The sequence below is a fragment of the Dissulfurimicrobium sp. genome (assembly GCF_049968175.1).
In the GTDB taxonomy this organism is placed as follows: domain Bacteria; phylum Desulfobacterota; class Dissulfuribacteria; order Dissulfuribacterales; family Sh68; genus Dissulfurimicrobium; species Dissulfurimicrobium hydrothermale.
In genome coordinates this window covers 1-19,088 of the sequence record NZ_JBMFRG010000040.1, presented here as the reverse complement: position 1 = coordinate 19,088, position 19,088 = coordinate 1, and the positions used below count along the sequence as shown (strand labels likewise).

17 protein-coding genes and 1 tRNA gene are annotated in these 19,088 nt (G+C 46.8%); 8 read left to right on the top strand and 10 right to left on the bottom strand.

What is annotated here, in order from left to right:
- Positions 1–465, bottom strand: a 465-nt coding sequence (locus tag ACP5SG_RS06600; protein WP_428123009.1) for a BCAM0308 family protein, incomplete at its 3' end; no start/stop codon positions are given.
- A gap of 246 nt (positions 466–711) precedes the next feature.
- Between ACP5SG_RS06600 and ACP5SG_RS06595 the strand changes: the two genes are divergently transcribed.
- A complete protein-coding gene (locus tag ACP5SG_RS06595) occupies positions 712–2,400 on the top strand; it encodes a lytic transglycosylase domain-containing protein (RefSeq protein ID WP_424661615.1) in 1,689 nt (562 codons plus the stop codon).
- Positions 2,401–2,403: 3 nt separating this feature from the next.
- Here ACP5SG_RS06595 and ACP5SG_RS06590 read toward each other — a convergent pair whose 3' ends face one another.
- Positions 2,404–2,592: a hypothetical protein gene (locus tag ACP5SG_RS06590; protein ID WP_237888486.1), complete on the bottom strand. Its 189-nt coding sequence runs from the start codon at positions 2,590–2,592 to the stop codon at positions 2,404–2,406.
- Here ACP5SG_RS06590 and ACP5SG_RS06585 point away from each other — a divergent pair.
- Entirely contained in the window at positions 2,591–3,061 is a 471-nt protein-coding gene (locus ACP5SG_RS06585) for a hypothetical protein (protein ID WP_237888485.1), read from the top strand. The two genes, ACP5SG_RS06590 and ACP5SG_RS06585, sit on opposite strands and share 2 nt — an antisense overlap.
- A 21-nt stretch (positions 3,062–3,082) precedes the next feature.
- Here the strand turns inward: ACP5SG_RS06585 and ACP5SG_RS06580 are convergent, their stop codons facing one another.
- The 8 genes from ACP5SG_RS06580 to ACP5SG_RS06545 form a co-directional block, all read right to left on the bottom strand.
- Entirely contained in the window at positions 3,083–4,399 is a 1,317-nt protein-coding gene (locus tag ACP5SG_RS06580; RefSeq protein WP_424661616.1) for a radical SAM protein, read from the bottom strand.
- Between the two features lie 109 nt (positions 4,400–4,508).
- Positions 4,509–5,705: an aminotransferase class I/II-fold pyridoxal phosphate-dependent enzyme gene (locus ACP5SG_RS06575; RefSeq protein ID WP_424661617.1), complete on the bottom strand. Its 1,197-nt coding sequence runs from the start codon at positions 5,703–5,705 to the stop codon at positions 4,509–4,511.
- Positions 5,706–5,820: 115 nt separating this feature from the next.
- A complete protein-coding gene (locus tag ACP5SG_RS06570) occupies positions 5,821–7,371 on the bottom strand; it encodes a methylenetetrahydrofolate reductase C-terminal domain-containing protein (protein WP_424661618.1) in 1,551 nt (516 codons plus the stop codon).
- Positions 7,368–9,296, bottom strand: a complete 1,929-nt coding sequence (gene selB / locus ACP5SG_RS06565; protein ID WP_428123003.1) for a selenocysteine-specific translation elongation factor — start codon at positions 9,294–9,296, stop codon at positions 7,368–7,370. The genes ACP5SG_RS06570 and selB overlap by 4 nt, the downstream gene beginning before the upstream one ends.
- Positions 9,297–9,301: 5 nt before the next feature.
- Positions 9,302–11,245 (bottom strand): methionine--tRNA ligase, encoded by a 1,944-nt coding sequence (gene metG, locus ACP5SG_RS06560; protein ID WP_237888480.1) that lies wholly within the window; start codon positions 11,243–11,245, stop codon positions 9,302–9,304.
- Between the two features lies 1 nt (position 11,246).
- The gene (locus ACP5SG_RS06555; RefSeq protein WP_330873286.1) at positions 11,247–12,272 is read right to left on the bottom strand and encodes a regulatory iron-sulfur-containing complex subunit RicT; all 1,026 of its coding nucleotides are present in this window, start codon (positions 12,270–12,272) and stop codon (positions 11,247–11,249) included.
- A gap of 41 nt (positions 12,273–12,313) precedes the next feature.
- Positions 12,314–13,372 (bottom strand): DNA polymerase III subunit delta', encoded by a 1,059-nt coding sequence (gene holB / locus ACP5SG_RS06550; protein WP_237888479.1) that lies wholly within the window; start codon positions 13,370–13,372, stop codon positions 12,314–12,316.
- Positions 13,366–14,457 (bottom strand): 3'-5' exoribonuclease YhaM family protein, encoded by a 1,092-nt coding sequence (locus ACP5SG_RS06545; RefSeq protein WP_428122999.1) that lies wholly within the window; start codon positions 14,455–14,457, stop codon positions 13,366–13,368. Before ACP5SG_RS06545 ends, holB begins: the two co-directional genes overlap by 7 nt.
- A 154-nt stretch (positions 14,458–14,611) precedes the next feature.
- On the opposite strand from ACP5SG_RS06545, the gene pgeF reads away from it, so the two are divergent.
- The 6 genes from pgeF (at position 14,612) to fliD (ending at position 18,779) form a co-directional block, all read left to right on the top strand.
- Positions 14,612–15,346: a peptidoglycan editing factor PgeF gene (gene pgeF, locus ACP5SG_RS06540; RefSeq protein WP_428122997.1), complete on the top strand. Its 735-nt coding sequence runs from the start codon at positions 14,612–14,614 to the stop codon at positions 15,344–15,346.
- Positions 15,347–15,432: 86 nt separating this feature from the next.
- Positions 15,433–16,194: an ABC transporter ATP-binding protein gene (locus ACP5SG_RS06535; RefSeq protein WP_237888476.1), complete on the top strand. Its 762-nt coding sequence runs from the start codon at positions 15,433–15,435 to the stop codon at positions 16,192–16,194.
- A complete protein-coding gene (locus ACP5SG_RS06530; RefSeq protein ID WP_237888475.1) occupies positions 16,175–17,095 on the top strand; it encodes a SufB/SufD family protein in 921 nt (306 codons plus the stop codon). The genes ACP5SG_RS06535 and ACP5SG_RS06530 overlap by 20 nt, the downstream gene beginning before the upstream one ends.
- Before the next feature lie 72 nt (positions 17,096–17,167).
- Positions 17,168–17,243 (top strand) — tRNA-Glu (locus ACP5SG_RS06525).
- A gap of 217 nt (positions 17,244–17,460) precedes the next feature.
- A complete protein-coding gene (locus ACP5SG_RS06520) occupies positions 17,461–18,078 on the top strand; it encodes a flagellar cap protein FliD N-terminal domain-containing protein (RefSeq protein ID WP_428122993.1) in 618 nt (205 codons plus the stop codon).
- On the top strand, positions 18,075–18,779 hold the full coding sequence (fliD, locus tag ACP5SG_RS06515; protein ID WP_428123011.1) for a flagellar filament capping protein FliD: 705 nt from the start codon (positions 18,075–18,077) through the stop codon (positions 18,777–18,779). The genes ACP5SG_RS06520 and fliD overlap by 4 nt, the downstream gene beginning before the upstream one ends.
- The last annotated feature ends 309 nt before the right edge of the window (positions 18,780–19,088 follow it).

Sequence of the window (19,088 nt, the reverse complement as noted above, 5' to 3'; positions counted from 1 at the left end):
CTGTATGGTCTTTTCGCCATCTCCGTATTTAAATGTAAGGTCGCCCTGGTATGCACTCGCCAGTGCCTCACCTAGACGTCTTGCGATATGTATCCCGGTGGTTGTTATGACCGCCTGTTCTTTTTCGTCGGTTACGAGCATAATCCTCTCCATCGGGTGTTCGTTTTTCTCGATCTTCTCTTCATTTTTAAAGAGATTTAATATCTCATTCCTGTGGTCTTTATAAAAATCCCCACGGATATACATCACGCCTGCGGGATAGTTGTCTTTGATGCGTTGGCATGCCGGGCAGATCGTCTTGTTTGCATCGGCTGGGGCCTCTTTCCATGTCCATCGTCCACCGATGAAAAGAGCGCCGCACTTGGTGCATACAGTAGGCTCAGGCCATTTTCCCCACTCCTTATAAGTATCGTGGCGCTTTTCTTGAATCAGCCTGTCGCGTCTTCCATATTGGCCCTTGTCCATCCTTACCTCCTGATTTTGTTTTGGAGACTGAATATCTTAGATTTTAAGATAGTTATGGCTTTGCCACAGTCAAGGCGCATGCAGGTCTTCTGTATCTGTAAAGGTTGCAATTTCCGGAATATTGGTTTATGTGAATGTTATCTGGGTTTGGTACGGCCATCAGTCCTTTTTTGTCGCAAGATATATTTTTTTATTTTCGCAGCACTGCTACGCCTTAAATTTAAAGATCGTTTTAATGGAGTCCTTATGAAGATGTTTATAAAAAAATTAGCATCATTATTATTTTACTGTTTTTTAATTTCTGGCTGTGCCGCATCTGTCCAGGAAAAGGCGCCTGATTATGCGACCCCCGCCATAAATCCAGTAAATCCTGGTCCGGCGTTTGAGACCCCCAAGGAGACTGCGGTGGCCATGCAGAAAGGACCTGATTTGACTGAGAAAGGATATTCCAAGATCCAAGGGCGTGCGGTAGAGGATCCCAAGGAACTCCTTGATTCATCCATGCATTTTTTTAGGGAGGCACAAGAAAAATGGAAACAGGGGGGGTCAGAAGAGGCGTTGGACCTGCTCGATAAGGCATATATCGCTGCCGCCAAGGTAGATACAGGCGGAGACAAGGGACTTGAAAAGAAAAAGGAAGACATGAGGCTTATGATCTCGAAAAAGATACAGGAGATAAACGCCTCGAAATGCAAAACCATAAACGGCTCGAATTGCGCCATCCCTATCACAATGAATGAAGATGTGCAGCGCGAGATAAATTTGTTGCTCGGTCCTCAGAGGAAATGGTTTATAAGGGCCTATAAGCGCTCAGGAAAGTTTCGTGAAGAGATCGTCAAGGCCTGCAAGGAAGCCGGTCTCCCTGAGGAGTTATCGTGGTTACCTTTGATAGAGAGCGGGTTCAATGCGAGGGCGGTTTCAAGGGCCCATGCCGCTGGTTTGTGGCAGCTCATCCCTTCAACCGGCACTAAATTCGGTCTCAAGAGGGATGAATGGATAGATGAACGCATGGATCCCGAAAAATCCACACAGGCGGCCATAACCTATTTGAAGAGCCTGCACGACATGTTCGGTGATTGGACAACCGCCCTTGCGGCCTATAATTGCGGCGAAGGAACGGTTGCAAAGACCATTAGAGAGCAAAAGATCAGTTATCTCGATAACTTCTGGGACTTGTATAAGCGTTTGCCAAAGGAGAGTGCAAGTTTTGTCCCGAGGTTTCTTGCAGTTTTAGAGCTGGTAAAACATCCTGAAAAATACAATCTCGATCTAAACGAACCGGATGAACCGCTGCCAACCGAGGAGGTCTTACTCGACAAGCAGGTGCATCTAAAGTCGCTTGCAGAGAAGTTAGGGGTGTACTACAAGGAACTTGTAGAACTAAATCCGGAATTGAGACGGGATGTTACTCCAGATACCACATTTAAGCTTAAGGTGCCGTATGGCAAGGCGGATGAGCTCTTGGCCGAGATCAGCGATATACAGAGGTGGTCGCCGCCCCCTGACCCTCCAAGACCGTCTCATGCAAAGAAGACCAATGGGAGGCGCCTTGAACGCGGCAGAAAGGGCGAGAAGAAGGCCGGCGCGGGATTGAAGGTGTATTATGCCTCTTCTAAATATAAGAAAAACAAGGCTGCCGCAGTTAAGCATGAAAGGAGGCGTGAAGCGGCGGTCGTCCGGAAGCACATGCAGAGAAGGGGCCATAAAGCCGGCACAGCCGTCGTTGAGAGGGTCCATCATGAAGGCGTAAAATCCTTAAAAGAGGCCAAAGTCGTAAAAAGGGAAAAAATATCGGCGCGCGGCAATAGACAGGATAAAGGACATGCCCAAGGATATAGACATGTATATAAAAATCCGAGGGGCGATCGAAATGAAAAAAAATCTTCCCATGCCCTGGATAACAAGGGGCGCCATGCAACAAAAAAAGACTCTTAACGCCTATCCTCTGCGGAAAAAATCCAGCCATCCAATATCTCTTTCGGTCTTTGCCCTCGTGTTCTTGCTGAATTCATGTACGCCCCAGCCTGTCTTCAATTCCTTTGGGACAACAAGATCCCTTGCGCCGCATATCGAGGTATATCTAAAGCCGGCCGGGCATATCTGCATGGCAACTAAACGGATACTCATGGCCAAGATTAAGCCGCCATCAAATCAAGGCGAGGCCTCTTATCTTGCAATGACCAGGCTTTTAGAGGACGTTTTTTTGAAATCGCGCCTGTTTGCAGAGATGGAGCTGGCCGACGATCCCAATCTGCCGATTGAAAGGCTGATAGACCTTGGCGCTGCTAAGAGATTTGATTATATAATGCTTGCCAACGCCTCTGTCTTTTATCCATCAGGCGACTCGAGGGGCAAGGTCGGTCTGGACGTTAAATTTATAGATACCAGCACCAGTTTTGTCGTTTGGCACCTCTATGGAGAGGTCGATCTCCTGCCAAGGCCGGCTGATCAGGGCATATTTTCCATTTTTTATCAGCGGCCATTCAAAAAGGCCCAGGATCCTGCCCAAGGGCTTGTGGTGATAGCAAAGGCCATGACAGATGAGATGATGAAGATGGAGCCGTCTGCCCAGGCGGTTGTCAATTTCAAGCCTTGATTTCCACGCATTGTCGAATTCCTAATATACATCCAACAGCCGCTGCTTGCATGGTGCAGCTGGCTCTATACCAATAGGCCGGTATAGGAATACAGGCCAATTAGCCCTCGCCTTTAGTTCTAATATGGCACGTCGCAGCCTCCTGGGATCATGCCTCTCACCGATGAGTGGAGAGACATAGACGGTCCCCTTTGGGGCCTTTCGGTGTGCATTCCTGAGATGTCGAGACATTTTTTCATAGTGTCCTGGAGGTAGATTATCTCCAAATATAAAATTGAGGTCTATCTCTATCTTTCTCGATGTTCGGTTTATGTAGGCAGCCGTTTCGATTGCCGCCATGGCATCTTTTGTGTCGATTGGTTTTCCGATCATATCCAAGGTCTCCTGATCAATTGATTCAATACCAACATTGATATGTATATGAGAATATGGTAGGGAGTCTATCTGTCTCCAAAAGACATTGGTTGCGTTCAAAAAGGCCTTTACGTCTCCAAAGAGAAAGATATGTGTGGCGTCATGGTATGTGCCTGCTAGATTGAGTTCTTTGTAAACGATTTCCGCTGCGTCGATAACCAAGTCTCCGGCCAGGAGGGCGTCGTTTTGGCCTAGGAATACCGAGCTGTAATTGATGATGTCCCTGTTGTAAAAGTCTCTCAACCGTTTTGCCTGAACCTTTATATCCTCAATCTTTCTGATCTTGTATGTTTTGGCGGTCTTGAAGCGGCAAAAGGCGCATCTATACAGGCAGCCGTCTGATATCAGGATCGGGATTACATCATAATCTACAAGCATTGTTTCGGGGGGCAGTACAGGCACTGTCCCACCGAGTATCTCAAAGAAGGTCTTTGACCTTTCGCGAAGCGCATCCATGCCATTCCGTGCGACTGCACCCAGCAGATCTCTTGCCCCATCATCGGCATGCCTGATACATTTTGAAGCATATTCTGTAAGTTCATCCCAGGCGGTTATTGCCATCGAGATCCATGGAAAATTGAATGGATCTTCCATGGTAAATGGTGTTGATGGGTCAGTGGATGAGATTGGAAGATAGTAGCGCCCCGTCAGTGCATAGATGTCATCATATGTGGATGGATGATAAAAGATCCAGTTGTTGCACTCCAGCCTTTTGATGCGTGCAAAAGGTTCCGGCCATAGCCTATGGTCTTCTGAATAGATGTACCTTACGCGTCCGTTTAGGTCACAGTCGAATCGATATCCCTTGAAGATCAGTCTTGAAGAGACGCCATAGCGGACCGGATAGGATAAGGCTGCATAGTCCTTTCTGCCTCGTTCTTCAAGAAAGATGGAGATTTCTTTGAATGCGAAATCATCCCTCATGACATTTCATAATGATGCCTGATGCCAGCCTGCCACATGATTCTTTGAACCGATTCGGATCAAAACACCATCTGCCATACCAAGGCCTAGATCGTCACCCAGCGGAGATTTAGAACCGCCGTTTCATGAAGTCTTCTATACGGTCATATGCCTTATGGAGTATCTCCTCTTGCGGCAGGAATACCAGCCGAAAATGAGGCGATTTCGGCAGGGGGCCAAAGCCGCTTCCATGAACCACGACTACGCCTGTCTCACGGATTAGATCTTTTACAAATTCGGCGTCGTTTACATCTACTTCAAGCCTTGGAAAGGCATAAAAGGCGCCGTTCGGTCTCTGACAGGAGATGCCGGGTATGGAATTTAATCTTTCTACAGTGATATCGCGGCGTCTTTTCAATTTTTCTATGGTGGAGTCGATATGGAAAAGTGTTCCATTCAAGGCCACAGGTATTGCAAACTGCTTTGGATGGGAGGCGCAGAGCCTGGCCCTCGCCAGTTTTTTCATGCCCTCCGTGTAATCGCGGATCAGATCCGGGACGCCGCTTATGATCGCCCAGCCTACTCGAAAGCCAGGGGCGAGATATGATTTTGAGAGCCCGTTGAAGGTTACAATCGGTACCTCGTGATCAAGGGCGGCCATGTTTACATGGGACTGACCGTTCAAGATGAGTTTGTCATAGATCTCATCGTTCAATATCACGAGATTGTGACGCCTGGCGATCTCTATAATGGCCTGCAATATCTCTTTGCTGTAAACTGCTCCTGTCGGGTTGTTGGGGTTTATGACCACTATGGCCTTTGTCTTTTTGTCTATCTGGCTTTCGATGTGATCGATGTCAGGTTCCCAGCCGTTTTTTTCGTCAAGGCTGTAGGCCCTAGGTTCTCCCATTAGTCTGGCGAGCAGGGCATTATAGAGCGGATAGCCAGGGGACGGGACAAGGACGTTTTCACCTCTGTTTACAAGGGCCGACAGTGCAAAGTCTATGGCCTCACTAGCCCCTGTCGTTATCAATATTTCATACGGCTTGATGCCTTTTTTTATGGTGTCTTCCCTTATGGCCTCTATCGCTTCCGGCACACCCTCCGATGCCGAATATCCAGTGTAACCATCCTTCATGGCCTTGTAGGCCGCTTCTATTAGATGGTCAGGGGTTTTAAAGTCAAAGAGTACCGGATCTCCTATGTTTAAATATATCAAGTCGCCGCCGGCCCTTTTTCTCTCTTCAGCTGTACACAATATGTCCCTTATGGCATATGCGATCTTTTTTGTGCGCCTTGATGGGGCGATCTTTTTTAGGTTGTACATATATTGTCGTTCCTTAAAAATATTTAGCTGAACCCTCTGGATAATAGATGGTTCAATTTGATGAATTCACCTTTTGGATCCTGTTGTCAATGGGGATGAGCTGTGTGTTTGTTATTTATGAGGTCCCGGCACGGCCATGATGATCCTTATTTAGATAAAAATTGAGCCATGACGAGGTTTTATGCAAAGACCAGTCCCTTGGGGGCAATATCCAGTCGTTGCGCCCCTTCGGTGTCTTTGCCTTTTGACCAAGGCCGCTTGTCAGTCGCTCATGGATTCTTACGTAAAGGCAGCGTTTCTTGCCCGGCCAGACCTCACACCATCCGTTCCGACTGCCGCCGCACGGACCATTCGTCAGAAATTTGGCGCATTGGGACTGTGGACATATAAATGCCATTTCGTCAAGGGTGCAGTCGCCGCATTCCTGGCACTCGTATACCGCGGATTTTATGGTATACTCTAGGTGGCTAAACAGCTCTTTGAGCCCTGCGTTTTTATCTATATGCCCCATCAGCCTTTTAATTGGTTCAAAGAGAGCACCATGTGGGTCAAAGGCCAACTTGTGGACGATGCCACTGAACCAGAAGGATATGGCATCTTTTAAGGTGATCCTTTGGCCTTCAGCATATTCGTTTGGTTCAAGGGAGTTGAGGCCAGTTTCTCGGTCTTCTTTAAAATACCACCACTCCCATTCCTCAGGGAAGAGGAATTCGGCTACAAACTCGGTCCATCGGTTGGAGATTTCCTCCGCCCTTTTTATCAACCAGGCTATGTGTTCATATCTTAGCTGCGGTCCGCTTAAATGGACCCCATCGTAGCCGATCCCCTTCAGCACGGCTGTAAGTCTCGCCCCGCGTTCGAGTCTGGCCTGAAGGCCGTGGTCATGGGCCTCTGCCTCAACCTCGATCCTGTCGAGGAGGCGTTTAGGCATGGTGCAGCCTGGCACGTCACCGTTATAAAAGATGCGCGAAAGCCTCACCGTCGGGATGAAGACGGTGCCTAAAAGGAGTGGCGGCCTTTCAGGTCTTATTTTTTGCACAGCCATATCCATGAATTTTTTCAATTCGTCGTATTTTCTTGCGTCGAAACCCATCTGACTTACGACGAAGTCGGGGCCGAGCGAGAGTTTTTTTACAAGTTTTTGATACTGCGGTATGATCTCCGCGTTCAGGCGTTTGAAGGGCGATACAACGCAGCCTGTCTTAAAACCCGTCGGCGGCAGCCTTATCCCGCCACCTGGCACCCGCTGGTCAAGGAACATCCCCGAATTCATCTCGTTTATCATCATGAGCGTCTGGACGGAGTCCATATCAAAGACTGGCTTGGCGTTTCCATCGAAACCGAATCTCGGATAGTCACCCGTCACGACCAATAGATTCCTGAGCCCGAGCCGGTCGAGCTCAAAGAGTTCGCTCTCCATGAGGTTTCTATTCTTATCCTTGCACGAGAAGTGTATGATGGGTTCGATCCCGAGGGCCTTGACCTCCTGTCCCAGGACCTTGGGAGACAGGGCCGGGTGCCCGCCTGCGTTGTCTGTGATGGATAAGGCCGAGATCCTGCCGTCCGCCGCCGCCTCTTTTGCAAAAAGGAGTATATCGTCCACAGCCTTTCCGCTGGATGCCCTGGCCGGGACGAGCTCGAATGTGATCTTGAAATCCCGCTTCATCTCCTTAATTTCCGTTTGTCTCCAACCCTAATTGTGATCTTCTGATTATCCAGGTATTCAAGGAGCGGGATAATGAATTTTCTGGAGAGCCCATGTGTCATGTCACGGAAGTCGCCAACAGCCATCTCGCCGTTTTTTTTCAGAAAGGACGTGACCAGATCTACCACCTTATTAAGCGCATCCCTGTGATAATAAAGGTCTTCCTTGATGCGTACCAGCACGCCTTCTGCTACGAGGAGGTCGAAGATGTTCGATGCGGTTTTTTTGTCAGGCGAGACTATCGTTACCGCATCTTCCCTTGACGGTGGTTCAAGGCCTGATTTTCTAAACAATTCTTCGAGGTTTCGTCTAGTCGATATCTCCTCTTCGCCGAGTGACACCTTGTGTGTTGAAAGCCGCAGCAGATCTTTTTCTTGTATGAGATCGCCGGAATTTACAAGATCGGTGAGTAGTTTTTGAAACAGCCGCCCACCGCTGGGACTATGCAGGAAGATGCGAGACCTCACCTCTTCTTTGGCTATCCCCTTGCTCAGTGGATTTTCTTTGTGATACTCGGTTGCAAAGTCTAAGATCTTTTTCTTTAATGCCCTGTATATATTGCCATCTATCGCCCTTTTTTCATCAGTGTCGATGCGCACAGCCTTGCCCTTGGAAAAGAGGCTGTCGAGCGTCTGCTCAAGTATTTCCCCATATACGCCGCTCCTCATGGCCAGTTCGGCCTGCGTAAGCCCCCTCTGGCCTGCTTGTTCGAGGTGATAAATGATCAGGTCGTTCGGTTCCAGCCTGCTCAATATTTCAAGCCCTTTCCACAGTTCAGGTCGTGATCTCTTTCTTCTCCTCGGCATTGGGTTTAAGATTATACCGCCTCCTATGGTCCTGATAGGTGAATAGCTCCTTATCACATAACGGTCTCCAGGCAGTACGGCCGCGGGTTTGTCTAACTTGATCTGGATGAAGGTCTCGCGACCGGGTTCTATCTCGTCTTCCTGCATGATCACCCTGCCTGTAATCTCTACAGTCCCTGTATGGAATCTTACAGGGCTTCGATATTTAAGCGGGCGTCCAGCGCTTGACAGATACAGAAATTTCAGGTCCAGAAGATAGCTTGGATGGAGACTCCCTGCGGTTGCAACGACGTCACCCCGTTCGACCGCCTCCCTCTCTATTCCCTGCAGATTCAAGGCGGTTCTCATCCCTGCCGCGGCCTCGTCGCAAGGCGCATTGTGGATCTGGATACCCCTTATCTTCGTCTTAAGACCTTGGGGATAGATCACGGCCTCGTCCCCAACCCTTATCTTGCCTGAGATGGATGTCCCTGTCACCACTGTTCCAAAGCCTTTTATACTGAATACCCTGTCCACGGGCAGTCTGTACGGGCCCGACGGCGTCCTAGGCGGTATATCTGCTACGAGATCGCTGATGACAGTTATTAGTTCATGAATACCGTTATCCTTGGCATCGGATATAGATGAGACAGAAACTATGGGGGCTCCTTCAAGGAACGTTCCGACCAGAAACTCCCTTATATCTTCTTTTACAAGCTCAAGCCACTCCGGGTCCACCATGTCCTTCTTTGTGAGTACAACTAGACCCTTTTTGACCTCCAGAAGCTGACATATCTCCAGATGCTCCCTTGTCTGGGGCATTACACCCTCGTCGGCGGCAATGACCAGGGCTACGAGATCCATACCCATGGCCCCAGCCACCATGTTTTTTACGAAGCGTTCGTGCCCTGGGACATCAACCACACCAATCCTTTGGCCATTCGGCAGGTCAAGATAGGCAAAGCCGAGCTCTATGGTGATGCCTCGCCTCTTTTCTTCCTTGAGTCTGTCCGTGTCAATACCAGTCAGGGCCTTTACGAGCGTGGTCTTACCGTGGTCTATGTGCCCGGCGGTACCTAGTATTAAGGTCTTTTGCTGCATCCTGATCAGCTGATCTTCGCCCCCGGCGTAATAGATTGATCCGCTGGCGCGGTCAGATGGAGGCCTGCATCGTCTTTGGCCACAAGAAGCATGCCTTCTGACGTGATACCTTTAAGTTTTACTGGTTTGAGATTTGCAACTATAATAACCTTGCGCCCAATAAGCTCTTCAGGTTTGAAATGTCCTGCTATGCCGGCTACTATCGTTCGTTCTTCAGGGCAACGTACGACCAGCTTCAAGAGTTTGTCAGCCCCTGGAACTGCCTCTGCACCTGTTATCTCGGCGATCCTCAGATCGATCTTTTTGAAGAGATCGATCTCGATCAACTCGTCTCCTTCTTTTTTATTTGTCCAATCTGGTCCAGAAGACACGATCTTTCTCCTTTTATGCTCTTTTTCTTCTTCCAAATTTTTCTTTTTTGTCTCAAGCCTCGGGAACAGGGGGGCTATGTGTGATACTGCACGGCCCGGCGTCAGAACCCCCCATTTCTTTGCGTCTTCAAACCTGAGACCCGCCTTTGGATCCAGGCCGAGGCCTTTATGTATCTTTGCTGCCGATGACGGCATGACAGGGTATATCAGGATAGAAATTATGCGGATTGATTCGAGCAGTGCATATAGTATACCCTCGAGTTCTGTATGTCTGGAATGGTCCTTGGCAAGCTCCCATGGCGCGGCTGAGTCGATAGCCTTGTTTGCTGCGTTGACCATCCCCCAGGTCTTTTGAAGGGCCTTGTGCATCTCGAAGGCCTCCATTGCGGCTTCAAATTCCTGGACAAGACGCAACATAGCCTCTTTAAGTAGTGCGGCCTGACCGCCCACAAAAGATGGACAAGGGACCAGGCCATCTGTATATTTCAAGACCATGGCGAGGCTGCGGCTGACGAGATTGCCAAGATCGTTTGCAAGGTCTGCGTTTATCCTCGTTCTGATAGAATCTTCATTGAATGAGGCATCGAGCCCGAAGTTCATTTCCCTGATGAGCGTATAGCGCGTGGCGTCAGTCCCGAAATTTTTGACCATATCCCTTGGATTTATTACGTTTCCAAGGCTCTTGGACATCTTTCGATCCTTTATCTGCCAGTAGCCATGTACATGGAGGTGTTTATAGGGGGGAAGCCCTATCGCCTTCAATATGATGGGCCAGTAGATGGCGTGGGGTTTTAATATATCTTTTGCGATTATATGTTCGGCTGCTGGCCAGAATTTTAAAAAATTTTCATCGTCAGGGTATCCAAGCCCGGAAAGATAGTTAGCCAAGGCGTCAAACCAGACATAGGTGACGAAATTTTCATCAAACGGGAGCGGGATGCCCCATGTAAGACGGCTGGTCGGTCTGGAGATGCAGAGGTCTTCAAGCGGTTCATTAAGAAACGACAGGACCTCATTTCTGTAGCGTTCAGGCGTTATAAAATCTGGATGTCGCTTTATATAGTCTAACAGCCAATCCTGGTAGTGGCTCATCAGAAAGAAATAGTTTTTTTCTTTTGTTTTTATGGGAACGACACCGTGGTCTGGGCATCTTCCGTCTATAAGTTCCCTTTCCATATAAAAGCGTTCACAACCTACACAGTAAAGCCCTTCATATTCTTTGAAGACTATCTCGCCTTTTTCAAAGATCTTTTTAAGTATGTCCTGGACGGTTGCGATGTGCGACCGATCTGTTGTTCGGATGAATTTGTCATATTCTATGCCGAGAAGTGGCCATAAGGCTTGGAATTCGGCGCTTATCTTATCTGCATATTCCTTTGGTTCCATACCGTTTTTTTTTGCCGCTTGTACAATCTTATCACCGTGCTCGTCGGTGCCGGTAAGAAAAAATGTCTCATCTCCCTTAAGCCTGTGAAAGCGATTTTGCACGTCGGCGACGAGAGTGGAATAAGCGTGCCCGATATGGGGATGGGCATTTACGTAATATATAGGCGTAGTTATAAAGAAACGATCTTTCATTTCACTTGTCCTTTGACCTTTGCCTTTTTCTTTTGGTCGGCATATCTCCTTTATGCAGTTTTTTGTGATTGCCGTTCCTGTCGACATTTTGCCCTTGCAATGCCGCCACGCCATTGTCTTCATTGGGCGGCCAGTCTCGGGCTCCTTCTTCATCATCCATGTCGCTTGCCAGGTCAGACATATCGTCTTCGTCTTCTACGGTAATATTTTTTTCTATGTCATGTTCTATATCATGGCCGTCTATGCCCATCTCCATCGCCTGATTTTCTTGCCTGATGCCAAGATAAGTCTCATATTCATAAGTCAGACAACATAGGAGCCTTCCACATAGCCCTGATATCTTGCTCGGATTAAGAGGCATACGTTGCACTTTGGCCATCTTTATAGAGATCGGGTCAAAATTTTTAAGAAAGGTAGCGCAGCAGAGTTCGCGTCCGCAGCCCCCTATGCCGCCGAGTATCTTTGACTCGTACCTTATACCTATTTGGCGCATCTCTATACGTGTTTTAAGGACCTTGACTAGCTCCTTTACCAGTTCACGGAAATCGACCCTACCTTCGGAGGAATAATAGAATATGATCTTGTTCCCCTCAAAGAAGCGTTCAACTCGTATGAGTTTCATCTTGAGATCCAGGCCTTTGATGAAACCGAGACAAATCTCCCGCGCCTCCTTTTCCTTCTCAAGATTTTGATAGTAGAGTTCTATCTCATGGGTGCTTGCAAGGCCTTCAAGTCTTGGCAGGTCCATCTTGTTTTGGAGTGTTATCTTTAAAGGCGCCCCTGACACCTGTCCGACTTCCTTGCCATGTTCAGTGGGCGCCACAACCCATTCTCCGTCTTTTACAGGGACATCGCCTGCATCAAAATGGATCGTCGGCTGGTCCTGTCTCAGCCTAACCCCTACGATGGTCATATTAAATGGGCCCTTATTCTGGTCGTATGCGTCTTGTATGTCAGCTGTAAATGATTTCTGCACGTGCTGCACCGAGGTAGAACCAGCTGGTTTGTGTTTATTGTCATTTTCCATACCAAATGGACTCTAACAAATTTTGTCTCATCATAAAAGGGTCAATAACCTCTTCTTATCCAGAAGACCAGCAATGCCTCAATGATAAGTTCCCTGTTTATATTCCGTTCGATCATTGCTTCGGCACTATCCAGGAGGTTTTTATATTGACAGAGCCTTTCCCGGTCGATTTTATCTCTTATTATCTGGAGGGCCTGAAACCTGTCCGGGTTAATCAGATGGCGATGCAGGATGTCTTTGGTCAAGGGTTTAGACCAAGCACCCCCTCGGCCTGGGCGGCTTGTCTCAAAAATCAAGACCAAATCCCTGACTATCGATCTCATTATCTGTATGGTTAGGAGCGCAGAGTCAATATCCTGCGAAAGCTTCTTGGAGAGGTTAAAAAATGCAGGGACAGCCTCCGGCCTGTCTTTGTCGATGAAGCTAAATATCTCATTTCTGATCTCCAGTACCCTGCGTTCAAGCAGGTAAGCAGCCCTCATGATGCTGCCTTGCGACATGTTGGATATGAATACTGCCGCCTCTTCTGGGCATGAAGGATGGATTTCTTTTATAATCCTTTCGATCTCATTGCGGCGCAGGGCATCGCATCTCAAGACTTGACAGCGCGAGACCACTGTCGGAACAAGCCTTTCGAGGGATGTTGCTGTAAGAAAGAGATGATTTTTATTGGGTGGCTCTTCAAGGGTCTTGAGAAGTGCATTTGCGGCCTCATTGTTCATTTTGTGTGCGTTGACGAGGATTGAGACCCTTCGTTTCGCTTCAAGAGGCGCAAGAGAGATCATCTGCTGCAGACTTCTTATCTGATCAACCTTTATTGTCGCCCCGTCTGGTTTTAGGATGGACAGATCAGGGTGGACGCCCCGGCCTGTCTTTTTGCAATTCCGGCATGCGCCGCATGGCATGGGGTGGTCTCCTAGATCCGGTATATCGCAGAGAATCAACCTCGCCAAGTCGATTGCAGCAGCCTCCTTGCCGATTCCATCTGGACCTATCAGGATGTAGGCATGGGCCAGGCGTCCACGGTCTAATATGCGCCCCATGATCTTGATAACGCGGGCCTGGCTTGATGATGCGGAAAAGAGGTCTTTTTTCACCACACCTGGTCTTCGGTGGAAAGCAAATCCATTTGTCGCACAAATGACATATTGCTGTCTTTTTTATCACCTTTATCGTTCAGCCCCTCTTGCTTTGCGATCCCTTCCGATCCGGCGGCCTCCAAAGCCCTTGACCCCTTGAGATAAAAATATCTCTCGAGCAGTCTTTGATATTCTGTCCAGCCGTAGTCATCGCCATCAATTTCGTTCTTTAGACTTTTTAAATAATTGAGCTTGGCATCCAGGTCGTCAATCAGATGCAGCGCCACGGCCTCTTCGGTCATCGGCAGGATAGGGGTGCCGAATTCCTTTTGCCCGTGATGGCTCAGGATAAGGTGTTTCAAGAGCACAAGATCGCTGGCCTCTTTATTGAGGCCGGCACCGGTTGCGATTTCATCTATCATCCCGGCGCCGAGCACAAGGTGTCCGACAAGCCTCCCTTCATTGGAATAATCTATGGGCGGTCGCTTAAACGATAATTCTTTTATCTTGCCGATGTCGTGGAGTATGGCTGCCGCAATCAGCAGATCACTGTCGAGTTGCGGATAAAGTCTTGATATGGCGTCGGCAAGCCTTGCCACAGAGACGCTGTGTTCAAGAAGGCCGCCCAGATAGGCATGGTGCATACGTTTTGCGGCAGGTGCCTTCAAAAATTCATCCTTGATTTTTTTATCATTGAATGTCTCTTGAAGAAGCCTTTTGAAATTTTGATTTTTTATCTTTTTTATATAGAGCTGCAGTTCCTCCCAGAGTTCTTTTGTACCGATCGGGCACAATGGCATAAAAAGCCCGGCGTCCACATCGCAGTCATCTAGCCTTTTAATGTCTGAGATCTTGATCTGGGTCGCCCCCTGCCACGAGACAGCGTCGCCCTTGACGAAGACAAAATCCCTCTGTCCGAATGTATTGTCCACTGCCTGGGCATTTTCCCAGATACGCCCTTCAATCTCTCCGGTCCTGTCCGTTATGGTCAGAGCAATATATGGCACTCCGTTTTTGCTGGAGTAGAGGTGTTTGGATTTTACCAAAAACACACCTTCAACCCGGTCGTTTTCCATGATGTCTGCTATAAATTTACCTTTTTCCATAAAAAGCTGCCTGGCTTTGATAGCCATATAATTTTTAGTGATTGAAATATCGCGGTTACTTGTATTGTATATAAAATAGATTTAAAAATATAATCCAGAAAGGTTGTCGTGGCAAATAGACACAAACAGACAGGGATTGTCTCGAACGTAGATTATGCTTTCACTCTTCCCTGGTAAATTTCAAGACCGCCTTGTCGCGGTTACCTTTAACCGCTGGGGAGGCGTAAGCAGTGCCCCGTATCATGAATTGAACGTTGGATTTCGTGTGGGCGATGACCCACAGGCGGTTACGGAAAACAGAGGGAAGATCGCGGGCGCCATAGGATGTTTATCGTTGGTGAGTTCGGTCCAGGTGCATGGGGATCGGATAGATCTCATCACAGATCATATGGGTGGGTCGATCAGCAGGGATGCAATAAAAGGGGCCGACGGCCTTTTAACTAAAAAACGTGGGGTTGCCTTGATGATCCAGCACGCAGATTGTCAGTCGGTTGTGCTCTTTGATCCTGTCAGGGGCGCGATAGGCAATATCCATTGTGGCTGGCGCGGGAGTGTTTTAAATATCATTGGGAAGGCGGTGGCTGCGATGGCAAGACATTTCGGTTCAAGACCTGGGGATATCTGGGCCGGTATAAGCCCTTCGATTGGGCCTTGTTGTGCGGAGTTTAAGGGCTGGCGGGGTGTCTTGCCGGATGAATTCTTGTCATTTAAGACCGTTGGTGATCGTTTTGATTTTTGGGCCATAACAAAGGCGCAGTTGATGGCCGCTGGGGTGTATGCTGAAAAGATCTTTATGTCAAAAATTTGTAATTTTTGTAAAAATGATTATTATTCTTATAGACGAGAAAAGAAAACAGGCAGGTGTGCAACGGTCGCCGTGCTCGTTTGATGCCCGTTTGATTTGAAGATTGATAATCATGATGCGCAGATCGGCAGATCGGCGGAGCTAAACTAAAAGAAAGGAAAAATTATTAGATGCTCGAGATAAAAGATCTCTATTTTTCTGTTGAAGAGCAGGATGAGTACTCAGGTCCGCATCAGCGGATGATCGTTAAGGGTGTAAGTTATAGATTTGAAAAAGGTAAATTTTATGCGATAACCGGCCCCAACGGAAGCGGTAAAACAACGATCGCAAAGTTGATAATGGGTATAAATCCTCTCACGTCAGGTCAGATATTCCTGGAGGGCAGGGATATCACCTCCCTGGGGGTCACAGAAAGGGCAAGGGCAGGGATCGCTTACAGCTTTCAGAATCCTGCCCGTTTCAAGGGGCTTACCTTTGGAGATCTGCTTTCCATCGCAGCCGGCACCACCGACGAGGCTGAACTTGTAAAGATACTCATAAGGGTCGGCATATGTTCGACTGACTTTCTCGACAAAGAGGTTGGAAATGCACTTTCCGGCGGCGAGATCAAGAAGATAGAACTCGCGACGACCATTGCAAGAAACCCCAAGATCGCCATATATGACGAGCCAGATACCGGGATAGATCTCTGGACGATCGGACCGATGATCGATCTTTTAAAGAGGGAACGAGATAAATACGGCACTACAACGATCGTTGTCAGTCATAATGAAAAATTTCTTCAAGCAGCCGATGAGATACTGCTGGTAAAAGACGGACAGATCGTCCATACCGGAGATCTTGATACCACATTGCCGCTCCTTAAAGACCTTGATTTCTGCAACTGGAAGACGATTTGTGAAGGAGAAAACTATGCTAGATGTCATAGATAGAGAACTGTTAAAGGGGGTGGCGGATCTGGAGGACATCCCAAAAGGGGCTTATAATATAAGAAAAAACGGAAAGCTTCTCGGCCGCCAGGTATCCGCCAATATCATGATCGAGACCAATGAAGACAATACAGGTATAAATATCATAGTAAAGCCAGGGACTGTAAACGAATCCGTTCACATCCCTGTGATATTGAGTCAGGCCGATCTCTTTGACGTCGTGAAGAACAATTTTATAATAGGAGACGGCTGTGACGTGACGATTATAGCGGGTTGCGGCATACATTGCGGATCGGACAGGCCGGAAGGGCATGCAGGCATCCATGAGTTCAGGATAGGCAAGGGCTCCAAAGTAAAATATGTGGAAAAGCACCTTGGGATTGGGTCAGGCACCGGTAAGCGAACGCTTAATCCGGTTACAAGGGTCTTCTTAGAAGAAGGTGCCCATGCCGAGTTAGAGCTCACCCAAATCGGCGGCGTGGACGAGGCCCAACGTGCGAACGAGGCCGAGCTTGGGCCAAGGAGTTCGATCCTCGTAACAGAACGCGTCATGACAGAAGGGCGGCAGAGGGCGGTTTCAAAAAATACTATAATCCTGAAGGGCGAAGACAGCAGGGCGGAGTTGATATCCAGGTCCGTCATAAAAGGGGATTCGAAGCAGGATTTTTACGCGGTGCTTGAGGCAAGGGCACGTTCTTACGGCCACCTCGAGTGTGACGCCATAGTAATGGACAACGGCACAAATGAGACGATACCCTCCTTAAGAAGTCTTCATCCAGACGCCGAGCTCACCCATGAGGCGGCTATCGGCAAGATCGCAAATAGTCAGCTTATGAAGCTTATGAGTCTTGGGCTTACATATGACGAGGCCGTCAATAGGATTATACGTGGGTTCTTAAGATAATCCATTTTTTTGTTGGATTCTCTTGACACTAGAGCAGAAGACCTATAATCTTGCACCCATTGCTGAAAATGCGGTCCCATCGTCTAGTGGCCTAGGACGTTGGCCTCTCACGCCGAAAACAGGGGTTCGAGTCCCCTTGGGACCGCCAAATAAAATCAAGTAGTTAGCCTATCTATTAAGTTTAAGGATCCTTTTCAAAAAGGATAAAATGATCCCCTCAAGCCGGCATCTTGAACAGCCAGTCAGTGGGCATAAATCTATATTGACAGTTTATATCTTTGTTTTATTTTGTATTTAACATATATAAACATATAATCTTGTATTTTTGTACTTGCTTGTTTACCAGCCCCTGAATAGAGGAAGTTATGGTCAATACAGATTATAGTTACCTCAGCAATTATCTATACATTAATTATCTGAACAACAATCAAGGCACGGGGGCAAACAGCCCTGACGCCTTATTGGGTTTGGTAGAAAATGCGGCCGCCCAAGCCTTCTCCCTAGGTCAGACGTATCAGCAGCAGTTTAGTTTATTGAGTCAGGCCTTAAATAAGCTGAGTACGTATGCAGGGCAACTATATCAAGCTTCTTATCCCCTTGTACCTGACAGCTACCCAGGGGCTAATACAAGTGTCTTTGATAAGGTTGTTGCTAACTCCTCAAACCCCAACCAGGTGTCTGCGTCTGCACAACCTGGGGCCACTATCACGACCTACAATATATATGTCAATCAGTTGGCATCCGCCCAAGTTAATCAGGGCGCCCTCCTTGTCAGCAGCAATACAACTACGGCCTCTGCAGGTATAAATACTTTTAATTTAACGATAAATGGTATCACAACACCTATTTCGGTAAACGTCAATGCTACAGATACCAACCAGACTTTTTTAAATAATATGGCCCAAGCCATCAACAATGCAAACGTCGGTGTTACAGCAAGCGTCATAACAGATACTCAAAATAATACGAGTCAGTACAAATAATTGCAAATAATACAGGAACCATTGGTGCTTTTAATCTAAGCGATGTAACAGGCAATGCTGTTATAACAAGTGGAGCTAATAAAATTATTAGCTATGCAAATAATGCAAGCTATACGATTAATAACCAAGCTTATACATCGACAAGTAATAATATAAGCATTGATAATAATAATTTACAGATAAATCTTCTAAATCCAACAAATGGCATGGTGACAATTACAGTTACAGCTGATAGTAATGCCATAAGCAATGCTATTAACAATTTTGTAACTAATTTCAATAATATGGTTAATTTTCTACAACAGAATAGCGTTTATATCGATCAAAATGTACTTAATGAAATAATAAATCCTGTTAATGCTCAGGCTGCAAATTTACAATCAATAGGAATAACTATAAATAATGATAATACACTATCAGTCAATCAAGGGCAATTAATCGGTATATTAAATAATAATCAAAATCAAGCACAAGGCATCATAAGTGGATTAGCGACAAATATAATCTCAGTAGTACAGCAAATACAGTCATCATCAGCAACAAATTATATAAATACTCAAACAAATAGTTTTCTTAACAATTTAAACAGTAATATAAAACAATATAGTTATGGTTTATATAATTATCTTGCACTCATAGAGAATAATATTTTGATATCCAATCTTCTCCCAAGCGGAAGCCTAGTGAATACAATATTGTAAGCCGTGATCATTTATACCTTTATACCTTTCACTCTCTCATGTAGAGCTGTCTAATGATTTCATTGGCTATTTCTTTTATTTCATAGCTATTCTAAATTTAGAAAGGAAGATATTTTTGTTCTTAAGTCATTTATTGGAGATTGTATGAAAAATGCAGATGTTTGGGCGGATTCAGCCTATTGTTCAGAAGAAACTTTTTTTAAAAGACAATACTTATAATGAATACATTTAGAAAAGGTTATAGGAACAATCATTTATTATATATAGAAAAAGGAAATAACAAATTGAAATCGAAAAATAGGGCAAGGC

What these genes read in the sequence shown, in the direction of transcription:
- ACP5SG_RS06595 (WP_424661615.1), top strand. Translation starts at nt 712, where the DNA reads ATGAAGATGTTTATAAAAAAATTAGCATCATTATTATTTTACTGTTTT.
- ACP5SG_RS06585 (WP_237888485.1), top strand. Translation starts at nt 2,591, where the DNA reads ATGGCCAAGATTAAGCCGCCATCAAATCAAGGCGAGGCCTCTTATCTT.
- ACP5SG_RS06590 (WP_237888486.1), bottom strand. Translation starts at nt 2,592, where the DNA reads ATGAGTATCCGTTTAGTTGCCATGCAGATATGCCCGGCCGGCTTTAGA.
- ACP5SG_RS06580 (WP_424661616.1), bottom strand. Translation starts at nt 4,399, where the DNA reads ATGAGGGATGATTTCGCATTCAAAGAAATCTCCATCTTTCTTGAAGAA.
- ACP5SG_RS06575 (WP_424661617.1), bottom strand. Translation starts at nt 5,705, where the DNA reads ATGTACAACCTAAAAAAGATCGCCCCATCAAGGCGCACAAAAAAGATC.
- ACP5SG_RS06570 (WP_424661618.1), bottom strand. Translation starts at nt 7,371, where the DNA reads ATGAAGCGGGATTTCAAGATCACATTCGAGCTCGTCCCGGCCAGGGCA.
- selB (WP_428123003.1), bottom strand. Translation starts at nt 9,296, where the DNA reads ATGCAGCAAAAGACCTTAATACTAGGTACCGCCGGGCACATAGACCAC.
- metG (WP_237888480.1), bottom strand. Translation starts at nt 11,245, where the DNA reads ATGAAAGATCGTTTCTTTATAACTACGCCTATATATTACGTAAATGCC.
- ACP5SG_RS06555 (WP_330873286.1), bottom strand. Translation starts at nt 12,272, where the DNA reads ATGGAAAATGACAATAAACACAAACCAGCTGGTTCTACCTCGGTGCAG.
- ACP5SG_RS06545 (WP_428122999.1), bottom strand. Translation starts at nt 14,457, where the DNA reads ATGGAAAAAGGTAAATTTATAGCAGACATCATGGAAAACGACCGGGTT.
- pgeF (WP_428122997.1), top strand. Translation starts at nt 14,612, where the DNA reads ATGCTTTCACTCTTCCCTGGTAAATTTCAAGACCGCCTTGTCGCGGTT.
- ACP5SG_RS06535 (WP_237888476.1), top strand. Translation starts at nt 15,433, where the DNA reads ATGCTCGAGATAAAAGATCTCTATTTTTCTGTTGAAGAGCAGGATGAG.
- ACP5SG_RS06530 (WP_237888475.1), top strand. Translation starts at nt 16,175, where the DNA reads ATGCTAGATGTCATAGATAGAGAACTGTTAAAGGGGGTGGCGGATCTG.
- ACP5SG_RS06520 (WP_428122993.1), top strand. Translation starts at nt 17,461, where the DNA reads ATGGTCAATACAGATTATAGTTACCTCAGCAATTATCTATACATTAAT.